14 protein-coding genes are annotated in these 17,353 nt (G+C 71.1%); 3 read left to right on the top strand and 11 right to left on the bottom strand.

Features of this window, described 5'->3' with window-relative positions:
- Positions 1–23: 23 nt before the first annotated feature.
- The 5 genes from prcA to arc all read right to left on the bottom strand — a co-directional run bounded on the left by prcA (position 24) and on the right by arc (position 5,719).
- Positions 24–782, bottom strand: coding sequence for a proteasome subunit alpha (gene prcA / locus AB2U05_RS26615; RefSeq protein ID WP_045697540.1), 759 nt, complete (start codon positions 780–782; stop codon positions 24–26).
- A gap of 31 nt (positions 783–813) precedes the next feature.
- On the bottom strand, positions 814–1,656 hold the full coding sequence (gene prcB / locus AB2U05_RS26610; RefSeq protein WP_045697539.1) for a proteasome subunit beta: 843 nt from the start codon (positions 1,654–1,656) through the stop codon (positions 814–816).
- Positions 1,657–1,817: 161 nt separating this feature from the next.
- On the bottom strand, positions 1,818–2,036 hold the full coding sequence (locus AB2U05_RS26605) for a ubiquitin-like protein Pup (RefSeq protein WP_031069167.1): 219 nt from the start codon (positions 2,034–2,036) through the stop codon (positions 1,818–1,820).
- A gap of 173 nt (positions 2,037–2,209) precedes the next feature.
- A complete protein-coding gene (dop, locus tag AB2U05_RS26600; RefSeq protein WP_045710212.1) occupies positions 2,210–3,721 on the bottom strand; it encodes a depupylase/deamidase Dop in 1,512 nt (503 codons plus the stop codon).
- 231 nt (positions 3,722–3,952) lie between these two features.
- Positions 3,953–5,719 (bottom strand): proteasome ATPase, encoded by a 1,767-nt coding sequence (arc, locus tag AB2U05_RS26595; RefSeq protein ID WP_045697534.1) that lies wholly within the window; start codon positions 5,717–5,719, stop codon positions 3,953–3,955.
- 285 nt (positions 5,720–6,004) lie between these two features.
- Between arc and AB2U05_RS26590 the strand changes: the two genes are divergently transcribed.
- Positions 6,005–6,310, top strand: a complete 306-nt coding sequence (locus AB2U05_RS26590) for a ferredoxin (RefSeq protein WP_045697532.1) — start codon at positions 6,005–6,007, stop codon at positions 6,308–6,310.
- Positions 6,311–6,312: 2 nt separating this feature from the next.
- Here the strand turns inward: AB2U05_RS26590 and AB2U05_RS26585 are convergent, their stop codons facing one another.
- The 3 genes from AB2U05_RS26585 to AB2U05_RS26575 form a co-directional block, all read right to left on the bottom strand.
- On the bottom strand, positions 6,313–6,918 hold the full coding sequence (locus tag AB2U05_RS26585; protein ID WP_052707413.1) for a hypothetical protein: 606 nt from the start codon (positions 6,916–6,918) through the stop codon (positions 6,313–6,315).
- A gap of 117 nt (positions 6,919–7,035) precedes the next feature.
- Positions 7,036–7,995, bottom strand: coding sequence for a tRNA (adenine-N1)-methyltransferase (locus AB2U05_RS26580; protein WP_045697530.1), 960 nt, complete (start codon positions 7,993–7,995; stop codon positions 7,036–7,038).
- 47 nt (positions 7,996–8,042) lie between these two features.
- A complete protein-coding gene (locus tag AB2U05_RS26575) occupies positions 8,043–9,263 on the bottom strand; it encodes a site-2 protease family protein (RefSeq protein WP_369184458.1) in 1,221 nt (406 codons plus the stop codon).
- Between the two features lie 166 nt (positions 9,264–9,429).
- On the opposite strand from AB2U05_RS26575, the gene AB2U05_RS26570 reads away from it, so the two are divergent.
- Together AB2U05_RS26570 and AB2U05_RS26565 are read left to right on the top strand one after the other, a co-directional pair.
- Complete coding sequence (locus tag AB2U05_RS26570) at positions 9,430–10,302, top strand: RecB family exonuclease (protein WP_052706588.1); 873 nt, start codon at positions 9,430–9,432, stop codon at positions 10,300–10,302.
- Between the two features lie 39 nt (positions 10,303–10,341).
- Entirely contained in the window at positions 10,342–11,013 is a 672-nt protein-coding gene (locus AB2U05_RS26565) for a response regulator transcription factor (protein ID WP_045697526.1), read from the top strand.
- Positions 11,014–11,078: 65 nt separating this feature from the next.
- Here AB2U05_RS26565 and AB2U05_RS26560 read toward each other — a convergent pair whose 3' ends face one another.
- From AB2U05_RS26560 to metH, 3 genes are all read right to left on the bottom strand, one after another.
- Positions 11,079–12,701, bottom strand: coding sequence for an ABC transporter substrate-binding protein (locus tag AB2U05_RS26560; protein ID WP_369184457.1), 1,623 nt, complete (start codon positions 12,699–12,701; stop codon positions 11,079–11,081).
- A gap of 241 nt (positions 12,702–12,942) precedes the next feature.
- Positions 12,943–13,644 carry an HAD family phosphatase gene (locus tag AB2U05_RS26555; protein WP_045710209.1) on the bottom strand — a complete coding sequence of 234 codons (702 nt, stop codon included), beginning with the start codon at positions 13,642–13,644 and terminating at the stop codon, positions 12,943–12,945.
- Between the two features lie 153 nt (positions 13,645–13,797).
- Positions 13,798–17,310: a methionine synthase gene (gene metH, locus AB2U05_RS26550; protein ID WP_045697520.1), complete on the bottom strand. Its 3,513-nt coding sequence runs from the start codon at positions 17,308–17,310 to the stop codon at positions 13,798–13,800.
- Between the last annotated feature and the right edge of the window lie 43 nt (positions 17,311–17,353).

Below are 17,353 nucleotides of genomic sequence, written 5' to 3'. Positions count from 1 at the left end.
CCGCCGCACGGGACTCCGCCGTACTACTCGCCGGCCGGCGGGGTGGCCGCCGGCTCCTCGTCGTCCGCCTCGGCGGACTGGTCCCCGTCGAGCAACCGGCCGAGCTGGTTGCCCAGGATCCGCTTGAACTTGCGCTGCTGGAACCGCTGGCGGTCGAGGACGGCCACCTCCAGCTGCTCCGGCGTGAGGGTGCGCGGGCTGCCCCCGTTGGGGTCGCGGGCGAGCGAGTCCACGGCGACCCTGACCGCCTCGGTCAGGCTCAGCCCCGCGCGGTGGCGCTGGCCCAGGTAGTTGCCGATGGAGTCGGCGTTGCCGCCGACCACCACGTAGTTCTTCTCGTCGACGACCGAGCCGTCCGGGGTGAGCCGGTAGATCTGGTCCTGGTCGACGCCGCGGCCGACCTCGGCCACGATCAGCTCGACCTCGTACGGCTTCTCGCCGACCGAGGAGAAGATGGTGCCCAGGGTCTGGGCGTAGACGTTGGCGAGCCCGCGGGCGGTGACGTCGGCCCGGTCGTAGGAGTAGCCGCGCAGGTCGGCGTAGCGGACGCCGCCGATGCGCAGGTTCTCGAACTCGTTGTAGCGGCCGACCGCCGCGAAGGCGATCTTGTCGTAGATCTCGGAGACCTTGTGCAGCGCCCGCGAGGTGTTCTCGGCGACGAAGACGATGCCGTCGGCGTAGGTGAGCACGACCACGCTGCGGCCGCGCGCGATGCCCTTGCGGGCGTACTCCGCGCGGTCCGCCATGGCCTGCTGGGGCGAGACGTAGAACGGTGTCGACACCGGCGGTCGTCCCTTCCTGGTGAGGTGATGGCTAGATCAGCGGGGCCTGCGGGCCGTTCGGACGGGCCAGGCGCTCGTCCGTGATGGCGACGGCGATCTCGGCGACCTCCGCCTCGGTGAGCCGGCGGAAGCCGTCCTCGGTGATCAGCGAGACGATCGGGTAGATCTTGCGGGCGAGGTCCGGGCCGCCGGTGGCGGAGTCGTCGTCGGCCGCGTCGTACAGCGCCTGGACGACCAGGGTGGCGGCCTGCTCGGCCGTCAGGTCCTCGCGGTAGAGCTTCTTCAGGGAGCCGCGGGCGAAGACCGAGCCGGAGCCGGTGGCCGCGAAGCCCCGCTCCTCCGAACGCCCGCCGGTGACGTCGTAGTTGAAGATCCGGCCGCGGCCCCGGTCGAGGTCGTAGCCGGCGAACATCGGGACGACGGCCAGGCCCTGCATCGCCATGCCGAGGTTGCCCCGGATCATGGTGGTGAGGCGGTTGGCCTTGCCCTCCAGGGAGAGCGTGGTGCCCTCGATCTTCTCGTAGTGCTCCAGCTCCAGCTGGAACAGCCGGACCATCTCGACCGCGAGGCCGGCGGTGCCGGCGATGCCGACCGCGCTGTACTCGTCGGCCGGGAACACCTTCTCGATGTCGCGCTGGGCGATCACGTTGCCCATCGTCGCCCGGCGGTCACCCGCGATCACCACGCCGCCGTCGAAGACCGCGGCGACGATCGTGGTCCCGTGCGGGGCCTCGACCACGGTGCCCGCGGGGAGCCCGCCGTGGCCCGGCAGGAGCTCCGGCTTGTGCTCGGCGAGGAAGTCGAGGAACGAGGACGACCCCGGGGTCAGGAAGGCAGCCGGTAGACGCCCGGTGCCGCGAGTGTTGGCTTCCACACGATTCCTTCCAGGTAGCTTGAAGCGCACGCTGCCCGCACCCTACCGGCCGACGATCATCGTCCACGCTCGGAGGGGCCGGTGCCGGACGGCCGGGCGGACCGCGCCGCCCGGCCGCGTTCGACGGTCGCGACCGTGAATTCCGGAATTCCGGGGAGGGGCTACTGCCCGCCCTTCTGAACGAATCCGCGGACGAAATCCTCCGCATTCGACTCGAGCACCTCGTCGATTTCGTCCAGTACCGCGTCGACGTCGTCGCTCAGCTTTTCCTGGCGCTCCTTGAGGTCGTCGGAATTCTGGGTTTCCGCGGCCTGTTCCTCGACCTCCTCGGAGGAGCGGTTCGCCCGCTGCTGGCCGCCGCCGGTGTCCTTGCTCGCCATTTCCCTCACCCCGCTCGATTCGTCTGGCACGGTTCGATCGGTGCTGCTGCACCGACCCTATACACAAGGTGCGACTGCTGCTCCCGGTTCACCGGTGGCGCTTCCTGTCCAACACCCGCTGCCACCCCGGATGATTCCCATTCGGCGGACGTTCACCCGTGGTGATCGAAAAGTTACCCGCCGGCCAGGACGCGGAGCAGGTCCTCCGCGGTGCGGCAGCGGTCCAGCAGCTCCTTGACGTGGTTGCGGGTGCCGCGCAGCGGCTCCAGCGTGGGCACCCGCTGCAGCGAGTCCCGGCCCGGCAGGTCGAAGATCACCGAGTCCCAGGAGGCCGCCGCGACGTGCTCGGCGTACTGGTCGAGGCAGCGCCCGCGGAAGTACGCCCGGGTGTCCTCCGGGGGCTGCGTGACGGCCCGCTCGACCTCCTCCTCGGTGACCAGCCGCTCGAAGCGGCCGCGGGCCACCAGGCGGTTGTAGAGGCCCTTCTCGGCCCGTACGTCGCTGTACTGGAGGTCGACCAGGTGCAGCCGCGGGTTGTCCCACTCCAGGGCGTCCCGGCTGCGGTAGCCCTCCAGGATCTCCCGCTTGGCGATCCAGTCCAGCTGCCGGGAGAGCGACATCGGGTCGCGCTCCAGCCGCCCGAGGACGTCCTCCCAGCGGGCCAGCACGTCCACGGTCTGCTCGTCGGCGTCGGTGCCGAAGCGGTCCTCGACGTACTTGCGGGCCAGCTCGAAGTACTCCAGCTGGAGCTGGACGGCGGTGAGCTTGCGCCCGTTGCGCAGGGTGATCAGGTGCTTGAGGTCCGGGTCGTGGGAGACCCGGTGCAGGGTGCGCACCGGCTGGTCGACGGCGAGGTCGGAGGCGATGAAGGAGTCCTCGATCATCGACAGGACCAGCGAGGTGGTGCCCAGCTTGAGGTAGGTGGAGATCTCGGAGAGGTTGGCGTCCCCGATGATCACGTGCAGCCGGCGGTACTTCTCGGCGTCCGCGTGCGGCTCGTCCCGGGTGTTGATGATCGGCCGCTTGAGGGTGGTCTCCAGGCCGACCTCGACCTCGAAGTAGTCCGCCCGCTGGCTGATCTGGAAGCCGTGCGCCGAGCCGTCCTGGCCGATGCCGACCCGGCCGGCGCCGGTCACCACCTGGCGGGAGACGAAGAACGGGGTGAGGTGGCGGACGATGTCGGCGAACGGCGTCGCCCGCTTCATCAGGTAGTTCTCGTGGGTGCCGTAGGAGGCGCCCTTGTTGTCGGTGTTGTTCTTGTACAGGTGGATGGTCTGCCCGTTGGGCAGCTCCAGCGCGCGCCGCGCGGCGGCCGCCATGATCCGTTCGCCGGCCTTGTCCCAGAGCACGGCGTCGCGCGGGTTGGTCACCTCGGGCGAGCTGTACTCGGGGTGCGCGTGGTCCACGTAGAACCGGGCCCCGTTGGTCAGGATGACGTTGGCGAGGCCGATGTCCTCGTCGGTCAGCTGGCTGGCGTCCGCCACCTCCCGCGCGAGGTCGAAGCCCCGCGCGTCGCGCAGCGGGTTCTCCTCCTCGAAGTCCCAGCGGGCCCGCCGTGCCCGGTGCATCGCCGCCGCGTACGCGTTGACGATCTGGGACGAGGTGAGCATGGCGTTGGCGTTGGGGTGCCCGGGCACGGAGATCCCGTACTCGGTCTCGATGCCCATCACGCGCCGTACGGTCATGCGGCCCTCCTTGCCTGGTGTCCCGCCCCCACGGACGGAACACGCCGACGTCCCGCTGAACAACACCGGCGCCGGCGCTCCTCTGCCCGCGAACGGTGGGTCGAGCCTAGAACCCGGCGCCGGACGGCGGGCCCCGAGACGCGCCGTCCGGCTGCGGGGCCGCGAGGCGCCACAGCCGGACGGTGTGCGTACTGCTCCGGGGACCGCTGCCGGCCCGGGTCACCGCGTGCCTTACAGGTACTGGCCCGTGTTGGCGACGGTGTCGATCGAGCGGCCGGACTCGGCGCCCTGCTTGCCGGTGACGAGCGTGCGGATGAAGACGATCCGCTCGCCCTTCTTGCCGGAGATGCGGGCCCAGTCGTCCGGGTTGGTGGTGTTGGGCAGGTCCTCGTTCTCCTTGAACTCGTCCACGCAGGCGGCGAGCAGGTGGGAGACGCGCAGACCGCGCTGGCCGTGGTCGAGGAAGTCCTTGATGGCCATCTTCTTCGCGCGGTCGACGATGTTCTGGATCATCGCGCCGGAGTTGAAGTCCTTGAAGTACAGGACCTCCTTGTCACCGTTGGCGTAGGTGACCTCCAGGAAGCGGTTCTCCTCCGTCTCGGAGTACATCCGCTCCACGACCGACTGGATCATCGCGGCCACCGTGGTGTCGACCGAGCCGTCGTGCTCCTTCAGGTCGTCCGGGTGGAACGGCAGCGAGTCCTTCAGGTACTTGGAGAAGATGTCCTTCGCGGCCTCGGCGTCCGGGCGCTCGATCTTGATCTTGACGTCCAGGCGGCCGGGCCGCAGGATCGCCGGGTCGATCATGTCCTCGCGGTTCGAGGCGCCGATGACGATGACGTTCTCCAGGCCCTCCACGCCGTCGATCTCGGCGAGCAGCTGCGGGACGATGGTGTTCTCCACGTCCGAGCTGACGCCGGAGCCGCGGGTGCGGAACAGCGACTCCATCTCGTCGAAGAAGACGATGACGGGCGTGCCCTCGCTCGCCTTCTCCCGGGCCCGCTGGAACACCAGCCGGATCTGCCGCTCGGTCTCGCCGACGTACTTGTTGAGCAGCTCGGGGCCCTTGATGTTGAGGAAGTAGCTCTTCCCCTGCGGGCGGCCGGTCACCTCGGCGACCTTCTTGGCCAACGAGTTGGCGACCGCCTTGGCGATCAGCGTCTTGCCGCAGCCGGGCGGGCCGTAGAGCAGCACGCCCTTGGGCGGGCGCAGCTCGTACTCCCGGAAGAGGTCGGCGTGCAGGTACGGCAGCTCGACCGCGTCGCGGATCAGCTCGATCTGGTTGCTCAGGCCGCCGATCTGCCGGTAGTCGATGTCCGGGACCTCCTCGAGGACCAGCTCCTCGACCTCGGACTTCGGCACCACCTCGTACACGTAGCCGGAGCGGGGCTCCAGCAGCAGGGCGTCCCCCGCCCTGACGGTGGCCTCGCGCAGCGGTTCGGCGAGGCGCACCACCCGCTCCTCGTCGGTGTGGCCGATGACCAGGGCGCGCTCGCCGTCCTCGAGGACCTCCTTGAGGGTGACGATCTCGCCGATGCGCTCGAAGGCCATCGCGTCCACGATGTTGAGGGCCTCGTTGAGCATCACTTCCTGGCCGCGCCGCAGCTCGTCGAGGGCGACGGTGGGGCTGACGTTCACGCGGAGCTTGCGCCCGCCGGTGAAGATGTCGGCGGTGCCGTCCTCGTTCGCCTCGAGGAAGGTGCCGAACCCGGCCGGGGGCTGGGCCAGCCGGTCCACTTCCTCCTTGAGGGCCACGATCTGGTCGCGGGCCTCGCGCAGGGTGGAGGCGAGCCGTTCGTTCTGGGCGGTCACGCCGGCCAGGTTGGTCTGGAGCTCGACGATCCGCTCTTCGAGGATTCTCGAATTGCGCGGCGAGTCGGCGAGCTTGCGGCGCAGCACGGCGATTTCCTGCTCAAGGAACGAGACCTGAGCGGCCTCGTCGGAACCACGAGCGGGCCTGCCGGTGCTGCGGTTGTAGTCGTCATCGTGGGCTGCCACGGTCCTCACCTCCTCCGGGGAGCTGGACGCTTCCAGACCCTACCTGGGACCAGGGGTCCGTAAACCCCTAGATCAAGAAAGATGGAACGGGCGTGTCCGATCTTCGCCCCAGCGTGCTTCCCCTCTGCTAAGGGGATACCCACCGCGCACCGGCCAAAGCGGGCCAGATGTATCGTCGAGCGAAGTGATATCCGATCGCGACCGCAGTGCCGGCTCCGATCGTTGTACGAATGGCGGGATTGCCCCAGGAATGCGGGCGACCCGGGACAGAAACGGCAGGGAACGATGTCGGTGACCGAGCGGACCGCGGTGGCGACCGAGCCTCTGGAGGTGTGGATCGACCAGGACCTGTGCACCGGTGACGGCATCTGCGTGCAGTACGCCCCAGAGGTCTTCGAACTGGACATCGACGGCCTGGCCTACGTGAAGGGCCCGGACGACGAACTGCGCCAGCAGCCCGGGGAGACCGCCCCGGTGCCGCTGACGCTCCTTCAGGACGTGGTGGATTCGGCCAAGGAGTGCCCGGGCGAGTGCATCCACGTGCGCCGGGTCTCGGACCGGGTCGAGGTGTACGGGCCGGACGCCGACTAGCGCTAGCTGAGGGTCGTCGGGGCGGCGGACTGGGAGCGTTCCCAGCCGCCGCCCTTCTGCTTCCAGGTGAGGTCGAGTGAGATGTCCGGGCTGAAGCGCGGCACGTCCTCGCTCGAATACCCCTGCGCGTGGCCGGTGATGGCGCCGTCCGAACGCAGCGCGAGCCGGCCCACGGTGAGGTTCTCGCGCTCGGAGAGCAGGGTGGCCAGCACCGCCGGGCGGTGGTCGGCGCCGAAGCCGAGCAGGTAGACGGCGTCCGGCGGGGTGCCGTTGACGGCGTCACAGCGTGCGGCGACGACCGTGGCGGGCCGCCCGTCGGCCAGCGTGGCGGGCACGGCCAGCACCGTCTTCACCGGGAACGGGCCGCAGTCGAGCGGGAGTTGGGCCTTCGCCGGGTCGGGTGCGGCACTCGGGGGCAGGGCCGCCGCGGTGTGGTGCAGGGGAGCCGGGGTGCCGGTCGCCGGGGCGGCGGCGAGGGTGGCGGCGACCACCGCGCCGCAGCCGGCCAGGGCGAGGGCCCAGTGCCAGGGGGAAGTCCGCACGTGCCCGGGCCGGTTCCGGCCCTGCGGGGTCTGCTGTCCAGCCGTCGCCTTGACCGCGGTCTCCACCAGGCGTCCCCTCCAGTGGTGTGGGTGAGCGAGCATCGTCCCACACGCGGGTGGCGTGAACGGCGAAGGGGTGGCGCGAGCTCTTGCTCGTGCCACCCCTCACGCGTGCACAGGTACTCAGCCCAGGTCGGGCTGCTCGGTCCCGCTCTCGCGGGCGGCCTTGCGGGCCGCGGCGCGCTCCTGCAGGGTGGGCTCCGGCGCCCCGTTGTCGTAGTCCTCGCCGTACGCGCCCTTGGCCGGACGGCGGCGGCGCAGCGGCGGCTCGACGCCGTCCGCCAGGCGGCGGGCGGTGAGCAGGAAGCCGGTGTGGCCGATCATCCGGTGGTCCGGGCGGACGGCCAGGCCCTCCAGGTGCCAGGTGCGGACCATGGTCTCCCAGGCCTGCGGCTCGGTGAAGCTGCCGTGCTCGCGCAGCGCCTCGACGGTCCGCGACATCTGCGTGGTGGTGGCCACGTAGCAGCAGATCAGGCCGCCGGGGACGAGCGCCTTGGCGGCGACGTCCAGGCACTCCCAGGGGGCCAGCATGTCGAGGATGACGCGGTCGACGTCGGTCTCGACCAGGTTGTCCTGGAGGTCGCCCACGGTGAGCTTCCACGCCGGGTGCGGGCCGCCGAAGTAGCGCTCGACGTTCCCCTGCGCGATGTCGGCGAAGTCCTGCCGGCGCTCGTAGGAGGCGAGCATGCCCTGCTCGCCGACGGCGCGCAGCAGGTACGTGCTGAGCGCGCCCGAGCCGACGCCGGCCTCGACCACGCGGGCACCCGCGAAGATGTCGGCCATCGCCAGGATCTGACCCGCGTCCTTGGGGTAGATCACGGCGGCGCCGCGCGGCATGGACAGGACGTAGTCGGGGAGCAGGGGGCGCAGCGCGAGGTACGGGACGTTCCCCGTGGTGCGCACGACCGTGCCCTCGGGGGCGCCGATCAGCTCGTCGTGGGGGAACGCACCCTTGTGGGTGTGGAACTGGTTCCCGGCCTGGAGCGTGAACGTGTAGTGGCGACCCTTGGGGTCGGTCAGCTGGACCTGGTCCCCGACCTGGAAGGGCCCGCGTCGGCGGGCGGCACCGGTCGGTTCGGACATGCGGGCAATCCTACGGGAAGTGCGTCACCCTTCCCGACCGGGGCCGATCAGTGCCCGGCGACGGCGGCGGTCAGGCGCTGCTCGATGTCGGTGAGCGCGGCGACGCCGTACATCCGGCCGTCCGCCTCGACCACCAGGTACTCCCCCGCCGGGGTCGCCTGGACGGCCCGCAGCAGGGCCTCGCCGCTGAGATCGGCGTCCAGCCGCATCCCCGGTTCGAGGTCGCGGGAGAGCGCCCCGACCGCGACCCAGGGGCGGCGGTGCTCCGGTACGGCCCGTACCGCGGACTCGCGAACGATGGCGATCGGCTCGCCCCGGCCGTCCACCACGACGACCGCGCCGGCCTGGGCCTCGCGGGCGCGCCGCAGCGCCTCGCCGAGCGGGGTGTCGGCGGTGACCTCGACGGCCCGGCGGGCGAGGTCGCGCAGCCGCAGGCCGGGCAGCACCTCCTTGAGCCGGGCGTTGCGCAGGCTGCCGGTGGCGCCGTTCCAGATGATCGCGGCGAGGACGGCGGCCAGCACCGCGTCCACCAGGGTGTCGGTGGTGGTGCGCTCGACGTTGCGCGCGGCGCTGACCAGCGGCAGGCCGATCAGGACGGCGATCGCCAGCGCCCGGCCGGCCCAGGCGGCGGCGACGGTGCCGGCCATCGGCCGGCCGGTGGCCGCCCAGACCACGGCGCGCAGCATCCGGCCGCCGTCCAGCGGCAGGCCGGGCAGCAGGTTGAAGGCGGCGACCACCAGGTTGGAGACCATCAGCCCGGTGAGCAGCACCCCGGGGACGGTGGACAGCTCCACGGCCCGCACCCCGAGGTAGAACACCCCGCCGAGCAGCAGCGAGAGCAGCGGGCCGACGAAGGCCAGCCAGAACTCCCGCCAGGGCGAGGTGGCCTCGTTCTCGATCTCGGACACCCCGCCGAAGAACTGCAGCTGGATCCGCCGGACCCCGAGCCGGTAGCGCAGCGCGACGAGGGTGTGGGCGAGTTCGTGGACCAGGACGGAGGCGTAGAAGGCGACGGCGAAGAAGAACGCGACCAGGTAGCGGGCGGTGCCCAGGTCGGGCAGGACGTCGCCGAGCTGGCCGCCGAAGACCCAGGTGATCAGCGCGGCGATGACGAACCAGGAGGGGGTGACGTAGACGGGCACGCCGAAGGGGCGGCCCATCAGGATGCCGCCGCCGCGTTCGGGCCGCTCCGGCGGGCCGCCCGCCGGGCGCCCGCGGTCGTCCCGCGGTGGCTGGTCGGAGGTCTGCTGCCCCCTGCTGTCGCTCACCGTGATCCCTTCGGTCGTCATCCCCCGTCGTGCCCCGGTGCGCCCACGCTACGTGATCGCGGCCCGGCGCCGCCCCGCGCCCCACGCTCCCTTCATACCCACTGCGCGGCCGCCGTGGCAGTCGGGTGGCAGCGGGATGGCAGCGAGGGGCAATAGGGTCGTAGGCATGCAGCAGACCGACACCCCCGCCGCCGCCGGGGCCGCGCCCCGCCCGGCGGCGCCGCCGACCGGCCTGTCCCCGTCCCGCGCGGGGGACTTCCTGACCTGCCCCCTGCTGTACCGGCTGAGGGTGATCGACCGGCTGCCGGAGCCGCCGAGCGCCGCCGCGACCCGGGGCACCCTGGTGCACGCGGTGCTGGAGCGGCTGTTCGACAGCCCGGCGGCCGAGCGGACGCCGGAGCGGGCGCTGGGTCTGCTGCGCCCCCAGTGGGAGCGGCTGCTGGGGGAACGGCCGGAGCTGGGCGGGTTGTTCCCGGAGGACCCGGACGGCGCGGCGCTGACCCGCTGGCTGGCGGACGCCGAGAAGCTGGTCGGCCAGTGGTTCGCGCTGGAGGACCCGACCCGGCTGCACCCGGTGGAGCGGGAGCTGTACGTGGAGACGGCGCTGGAGTCGGGGCTGCTGCTGCGCGGCTACATCGACCGGGTCGACGTCGCCCCGACCGGCGAGGTCCGGCTGGTGGACTACAAGACCGGCCGGGCGCCCTCGCGGGACTTCGAGGGCAAGGCGATGTTCCAGATGAAGTTCTACGCGCTGGTCGTGTGGCGGTGGAAGGGCGTGGTCCCCAAGCGGCTGCAGCTGGTCTACCTCGGCGGCGGCGGGAACGTGGTGAGCTACGACCCGGACGAGGCCGACCTGCTGGCGGTGGAGCGCAAGCTGCAGGCGCTCTGGGAGCGGATCAGCCACGCGGTGGCCACCGGGGACTTCCCGGCGACCCGCAACCGGCTCTGCGACTGGTGCGACCACCAGGCCAGCTGCCCGGAGTTCGGCGGCACCCCGCCGCCGTACCCGCTGCCGCTGCAGGCCCGAACGTCGGAATGAGCACGATCCCACGGGGGATCCGATGAGCAAGGAGTCCGAGTGACGATCCGAGTGCTGCTGGTCGACGACCAGCCGCTGCTGCGCACCGGTTTCCGGATGATCCTGGAGGCCGAGTCCGACCTGGTGGTGGTCGGCGAGGCCGGTGACGGCCAGCAGGCGCTGGACCAGGTGCGGGCGCTGCAGCCCGACGTGGTGCTGATGGACATCCGGATGCCGCGGATGGACGGCGTCGAGGCGACCCGCCGGATCGCCGGGCCGGGGCGCGACGGCCCGGCCAAGGTACTGGTGCTGACCACCTTCGACCTGGACGAGTACGTGGTGGAGGCGCTGCGCGCGGGCGCCAGCGGCTTCCTGCTGAAGGACGTCCCGGCGGAGGAGCTGGTGCAGGCGATCCGGGTGGTCGCGGACGGCGCGGCGATGCTGGCGCCGAGCATCACCCGCCGACTGCTGGACATGTACGCCACCAAGCTGCCGTCCGGCGAGGAGGCCCCGCCGCAGGCCCTCGGGGCCCTGACCGAGCGGGAGTTGGAGGTGCTGAAGCTGGTGGCGCGCGGCCTGTCGAACGCGGAGATCGCGGCCGAGCTGTTCGTCAGCGAGACCACGGTGAAGACCCACGTGGGCCACGTGCTGACCAAGCTCCAGCTGCGCGACCGGGTGCAGGCGGCGGTGTACGCGTACGAGAGCGGGCTGGTGCGCCCGGGCACCCTGTAGGACGCCGAGCGGCCCGCCGCCTCCCCCGGGCTCGGGGGAGGCGGCGGGCCGCCGTGCGCGGGGCGCTACTTCTTCTTGTTGCGGCCGATCTCCCAGAAGCGGAAGACGCCGGTGGTGTCGATGGTCGACTCGACGCCGGTGACGTACGGCTTGGCCGCGAAGAAGGCCTTGCTCTGGAACATCGGGATCAGCGGCACGTTCTCCGCGACGATGCCCTGGACCTGGTTGTAGATCCCGTTCGTGGCGCCGCGGTCGGCCTGCTTGAGGCCGTCCGGCAGCAGCTTCTGACTGATCCGGTCGTCCTCCCACCCGGTGCGGTAGACGCTGTCCTCGGTGACCAGCGGCCCGATGTAGTTGTCGGGGTCCGGGTAGTCCGCGGTCCAACCGACCAGGTACGCTTGGTACTTGCCCTCGCTCCGGCCCTTCTGGTAGGCGGCCGAGTCGTTCTCCACCTGGGCGGTGACCTGGAACAGGCCGCCGGTCTCCAACTGGCGCTTCAGCGTGTCGATCTCGTTGGTGCCGGTGCGCGAGCGCCCCGAGGCGAGGTTGAGCTTGACCGGCAGGGGGACCTTGGCGGCGGCGAGGATCGCCTTGGCCTTGGCGACGTCGGGGTCGCCGTACTTGTCGTAGAAGGCGGTGTTGTGGCCGGTGATGCCGGTCGGGACCATCGAGTACAGCGGCTGGACGGTGCGCGCGAAGACGTCGCGGGCGAGGGCCTTCCGGTCGACCAGCTGCGCCACGGCCTGACGGACGGCGAGGTTCCCGGTGGTGGCGTCCTTGGTGTTGAAGGCGATCGAGTTGGTGTCGGAGCTCTCGCCCTCGACGACGGTCAGGTCGCCCTTGCCGCTCTGCTGGTCGTCGAGGATCCGGGCGGCGGTGTTCGGCTCCAGGCTGTTGTCGGTGAGGTCGACACCGCCCTTGTCCAACTCGTCCTTCAGCGCGGTGGGGCTGTCGAAGTACCGCACGGTGAACTTGTCGTTCTGCAGCTTGGCGTCGCCGGCGTACTTGCCGTTGGGAGTCAGCACGACCTTGGCGAGGACCTTGGCGCTACCGCCCTGGGGGGTCATGGTCTCGACCGAGTCGAGCTTGTACGGGCCGGAGCCGACGACCTTGTCGTTGTCGAGCAGCTTGTCGGCCGGGTAGACCTCGTGGTCGACGATGGCGCCGGCCGGGGTGGCCAGCTTGGCCGGCAGGGTCGCGTCGGGTGCGGAGAGGTGGAAGACCACCTCGTTGTCGCCCTTCGCCTCGACCGACTTGATCGTGTCCAGCAGGCCGCCCGGACCGTTCGGGTCCTTGATCTTCTTGGTCCGCTGGATCGAGAACACGACGTCGGCGGCGGTGAGGGCGTGGCCGTTGGCGAACTTCTGACCGGGGCGGAGCACGCAGTGGTACTGGGTGGTGTCACCGCTGACGAACTCGCAGGACTGGGCGGCGTCCGGGGTCGGGGCGCTGGCGGCGGGAGGGAAGGCGAGCAGCGACTGGAAGGTGTTGGAGAGCACCAGCCACGAGCCGGTGTCGTAGGCGCCGGCCGGGTCCAGGACGCTGGTGAGGCCGCGGGTGCCCATGGTGATCGACTTGCTGCCGCCGTCGCCGTTGACGGCGTCGGTGACCGATCCGCAGCCGGCCACCGTCACGGCGACCAGACCGGCGCAGCCGAGAACTGACAGGCGTCTGGCGGGAGTCTTCACGGGCACGTGTTCCTTCTGGGTGCGGTCCGGCGGAGCCGGCGGCGAACCCGAGTAGCGTGCCATATCGAACATGTACGACCGATACCCGCGAAGATGACGTTTGGGACACGGCCCTTGTGGGCAGTGCGCCCGCCCCGACGACTTGTCAGACAATGACCGTTTTCTCCCCCGGTCACCGTGCGTGACGTGGAGGCCCAGGCCCCTTACCGGCGAGTAGGGCGCGCCCGCAATGAGATGACAATCACACTCGCGCGGTGACCAGCGACCGCAGCAGGTCGAGGTCCACCTGCTCCAGCGAGGAGACCACCAGCCGCCCCGGCGCCGGCTCGATCGGCGCCACCGAGGGCACCGCGATCACCTGGCAGCCGGCCGCCTCGCCCGCGCGCACCCCGGTCGGGGTGTCCTCGACCACCACACAGCGGGCCGGCTCGGCGCCCAGCCGGCGGGCCGCCTCCAGGTACGGGTCCGGGAAGGGCTTGGTGCGCGCCACCTCGTCCCCGCCGATGCTGAAGGCGAAGTGCTCGGGGCCCAGCGAGCGCAGCACGATGTCGATCACGTGCCGGTGCGAGGCGGACACCAGGGCGGCCGGGATCCCGTGCGCGTCAAGGGTGTTGAGCAGCCGCTCGGCGCCCGGCATGAGCGGCACGCCGCCGGCCAGCAGCTCCACGAAGCGCTCGTTCACCAGGACGCCGAGGTCGGCCGGGGAGATGTCCGCCCCGGTGCGGGCGACCAGGTACTCCATCACCCGGGTCATCGGGCCGCCGACCACGTGGGCGCGGTCCGCCTCGTCCAGCCGGTGGCCCAGCTCGGCGAAGAGCGAGGCCTCGGCCTGCCACCAGAAGTCCTCGGTGTCCACCAGCGTCCCGTCCATGTCCAGCAGCACCGCCTGCAGGCCCCGGTCACCGTGGTCGAGCACGCGCGTGGCGGTGGAGATGGTGGTCATGGCGGGAGTCCTTCCGGCAGTGCCCCTCGCTGCGCCACGGCGCACCTCGGGGATGGCACAGGCCGGCCCGCTGGTGAGCGGACCGGCCCGTTCAGGATCATCAAGGATACGCCCGCCGCCTCCGGAAAGAGCCAACGGAACGGGGCAGCCGGGTTACCGCGCGTTGAAGTACTTCGCCTCCGGGTGGTGGATCACGATCGCGTCGGTGGACTGCTCCGGGTGCAGCTGGAACTCCTCGGACAGCACCACGCCGATCCGCTCCGGCTTCAGCAGCTCGGTGATCTTGGCGCGGTCCTCCAGCTCGGGGCAGGCCCCGTAGCCGAGCGAGAAGCGGGCGCCGCGGTACTTGAGCGCGAACATGTCCCTGACGTCCTGCGGGTCCTCGTCCGAGAAGCCCAGCTCGAAGCGGACCCGGGCGTGCCAGAACTCGGCCAGCGCCTCGGCCAGTTGGACGGACAGGCCGTGCAGCTCCAGGTAGTCGCGGTAGGAGTTCCCGGCGAACAGCTCGTTGGCCGCCTCGGAGATCCGGTTGCCCATGGTGACCACCTGCAGGCCGAGGACGTCCCGCTCGCCGGACTCCTCCGGGCGGAAGAAGTCGGCCAGGCAGAGCCGGCGCCCGCGCCGCTGGCGGGGGAAGGTGAAGCGGGTGCGCTCGGTGCCGTCCTCGTGGAAGACGACCAGGTCGTCGCCCTTGGAGTTCGCCGGGTAGTAGCCGTAGACGACGGCCGGCTCCAGCCAGCCCTCGGTCTGCAGCCGGTCCAGCCAGGCGCGCAGCCGCGGCCGGCCCTCGGTCTCCACCAGCTCCTCGTAGGACGGGCCCTCGCCGGAGCGGGCGGCCTTCAGGCCCCACTGCCCCTTGAACAGCGCGTCCTCGTCCAGCCAGGAGGCGTAGTCGGCGAACGGGATGCCCTTGACGATCCGGTCGCCCCAGAACGGCGGGGTCGGGACCCGGTTGTCGACCGCGACGTCCGAGCGGATCTGGCCGAGGTTGACCTCGGGCTCCGGCTCCTGGACCTCCGCCCGGGCGTGCCGGCGCTGCTTCAGCTCCGGCAGGGTCGCGCCGGGCACGCCGCGCTTGACCGCGATCAGCGCGTCCATCAGCCGCAGGCCCTCGAAGGCGTCCCGGGCGTAGCGGACCTCGCCCTCGTAGATCTCGTGCAGGTCCTGCTCGACGTAGGCGCGGGTGAGCGCCGCGCCGCCGAGGATCACCGGGTAACTGGACGCCAGCTTGCGCTGGTTCAGCTCCTCCAGGTTCTCCTTCATGATCACGGTGGACTTCACCAGCAGGCCGGACATGCCGATCACGTCCGCGTTGTGCTCCTTGGCGGCGTCCAGGATCGCCGAGACCGGCTGCTTGATGCCCAGGTTGACCACGTTGTAGCCGTTGTTGGACAGGATGATGTCGACCAGGTTCTTGCCGATGTCGTGGACGTCGCCCTTGACGGTGGCCAGCACGATGGTGCCCTTGCCCTCGCTGTCGGACTTCTCCATGTGCGGCTCCAGGTGGGCCACCGCGGTCTTCATCACCTCGGCGGACTGGAGCACGAACGGCAGCTGCATCTGGCCGGAGCCGAAGAGCTCGCCGACCACCTTCATGCCGGCCAGCAGGGTCTCGTTGATGATCTCCAGCGCGGGGCGCCCGGCCAGCGCCTCGTCCAGGTCGGCCTCCAGGCCGTTGCGCTCGCCGTCGATGATCCGGCGCTGCAGCCGCTCGTCCAGCGGGAGGGCGGCCAGCTCCTCGGCCTTGGAGGCCTTGACGTCGGCGCTGGAGACGTTGGCGAACAGCTCCAGCAGGCGCTGCAGCGGGTCGTAGCCGTCCCGGCGGCGGTCGTGGATCAGGTCGAGGGCGACCTCGCGCTGCTCCTCGGGGATCCGGGAGATCGGCAGGATCTTGGAGGCGTGCACGATCGCCGAGTCCAGGCCGGCCTCCACGCACTCGTGCAGGAAGACCGAGTTGAGCACCACGCGGGCGGCCGGGTTGAGGCCGAAGGAGATGTTCGACAGGCCGAGGGTGGTCTGCACCTTCGGGTGGCGGCGCTTGAGCTCGCGGATCGCCTCGATGGTCTCGATGCCGTCCTTGCGGGACTCCTCCTGGCCGGTGGCCAGGGTGAAGGTGAGGCAGTCGACCAGGATCGAGCCCTCGTCGATGCCGTAGTCGGCGGTGAGTTCGGCGATGAGCCGCTCGGCGATCTCCACCTTGGCGTCGGCGGTGCGGGCCTGGCCCTGCTCGTCGATGGTCAGCGCGATCAGGCCGGCGCCGTGTTCGCGGGCCAGCGAGGCGATCCGGCCGAAGCGGGAGTCCGGGGCGTTGCCGTCCTCGTAGTTGACCGAGTTGAGCACCGCGCGGCCGCCCAGGGCCTCCAGGCCGGCCCGCAGGACGTCCGGCTCGGTGGAGTCCAGCACGATCGGCAGGGTGGAGGCGGTGGCCAGCCGGCCCGCGATCTCCTTCATGTCGGCGACGCCGTCGCGGCCGACGTAGTCGACGCACAGGTCCAGCAGGTGGGAGCCGTCCCGGATCTGGTCGCGGGCGATCTCCACGCAGGCCTGCCAGTCGCCGGCCAGCATCGACTCGCGGAACTTCTTCGAGCCGTTGGCGTTGGTGCGCTCGCCGATCGCCAGGTACGAGGTGTCCTGACGGAACGGCACCGCCTGGTACAGCGAGGCGGCCGCGGGCTCGGGCTGCGGGTCGCGCGGGGAGATCGGGCGGCCCTGGACGCGCTCGACCACCTGGCGCAGGTGCTCGGGGGTGGTGCCGCAGCAGCCGCCGACCAGCGAGAGGCCGTACTCGCGGGTGAACACGTCGTGCGCGTCGGCCAGTTCGGCCGGGGACAGCGGGTAGTGGGCGCCGTCCTTGCCGAGCACCGGCAGGCCCGCGTTCGGCATGCAGGACAGGCCGATCCGGGCGTTCTTGGCCAGGTAGCGCAGGTGCTCGCTCATCTCGGCCGGGCCGGTGGCGCAGTTCAGGCCGATGTAGTCGACGCCCAGCGGCTCCAGCGCGGTGAGCGCGGCGCCGATCTCCGAGCCGAGCAGCATGGTGCCGGTGGTCTCGACCGTCACCTGCACCAGCACCGGCAGGTCCAGCCCGGCCTCGGCGAGGGCGCGCTTGGAGCCGAGGATGGCGGCCTTGGTCTGCAGCAGGTCCTGGCTGGTCTCGACCAGCAGCGCGTCGGCGCCGCCCGCGATCAGGCCGGCCGCGTTCTGCTGGAAGCCGTCCCGCAGGACCTCGTACGGGGCGTGGCCGAGGGTCGGCAGCTTGGTGCCGGGGCCGATCGAGCCGAGCACCCAGCGGGTGCGGCCGTCCGCGGCGGCGTGCCCGTCCGCGACCTCACGGGCGATCCGGGCGCCGGCCTCGGACAGCTCGAAGATGCGCTCCGAGATCTCGTACTCGCCGAGCGCCGAGAAGTTGGCGCCGAAGGTGTTGGTCTCCACGCAGTCCACGCCGACGCCGAAGTAGGCCTCGTGGACGGAACGGACGATGTCGGGCCGGGTGATGTTCAGGACCTCGTTGCAGCCCTCGAGGTTCTGGAAGTCCTCCATGGTCGGGTCCTGCGCCTGGAGCATGGTGCCCATCGCACCATCGGCCACCACCACCCGGGTGGCGAGTGCTTCACGCAGCGCGTTCGCGCGGCTCTGCTGGGTGATGGACGGATCGGCTGCAGTGGCCATGGGGCTTCTCCCTGGTGCGACGGCTGTCGGCTTTGCGGCCCGC

The sequence above is a fragment of the Streptomyces sp. Y1 genome (assembly GCF_041053115.1).
GTDB lineage: Bacteria > Actinomycetota > Actinomycetes > Streptomycetales > Streptomycetaceae > Kitasatospora > Kitasatospora rubellomurina.
This window is presented reverse-complemented; position numbering and strand designations above follow the sequence as displayed.

Bases quoted from the DNA above. Each gene is read 5' to 3' on its own strand.
- AB2U05_RS26590 (WP_045697532.1), top strand. From the start codon at position 6,005: ATGTCGGTGACCGAGCGGACCGCGGTGGCGACCGAGCCTCTGGAGGTG.
- AB2U05_RS26555 (WP_045710209.1), bottom strand. From the start codon at position 13,644: ATGACCACCATCTCCACCGCCACGCGCGTGCTCGACCACGGTGACCGG.
- AB2U05_RS26570 (WP_052706588.1), top strand. From the start codon at position 9,430: ATGCAGCAGACCGACACCCCCGCCGCCGCCGGGGCCGCGCCCCGCCCG.
- AB2U05_RS26605 (WP_031069167.1), bottom strand. From the start codon at position 2,036: ATGGCGAGCAAGGACACCGGCGGCGGCCAGCAGCGGGCGAACCGCTCC.
- dop (WP_045710212.1), bottom strand. From the start codon at position 3,721: ATGACCGTACGGCGCGTGATGGGCATCGAGACCGAGTACGGGATCTCC.
- metH (WP_045697520.1), bottom strand. From the start codon at position 17,310: ATGGCCACTGCAGCCGATCCGTCCATCACCCAGCAGAGCCGCGCGAAC.
- AB2U05_RS26580 (WP_045697530.1), bottom strand. From the start codon at position 7,995: ATGTCCGAACCGACCGGTGCCGCCCGCCGACGCGGGCCCTTCCAGGTC.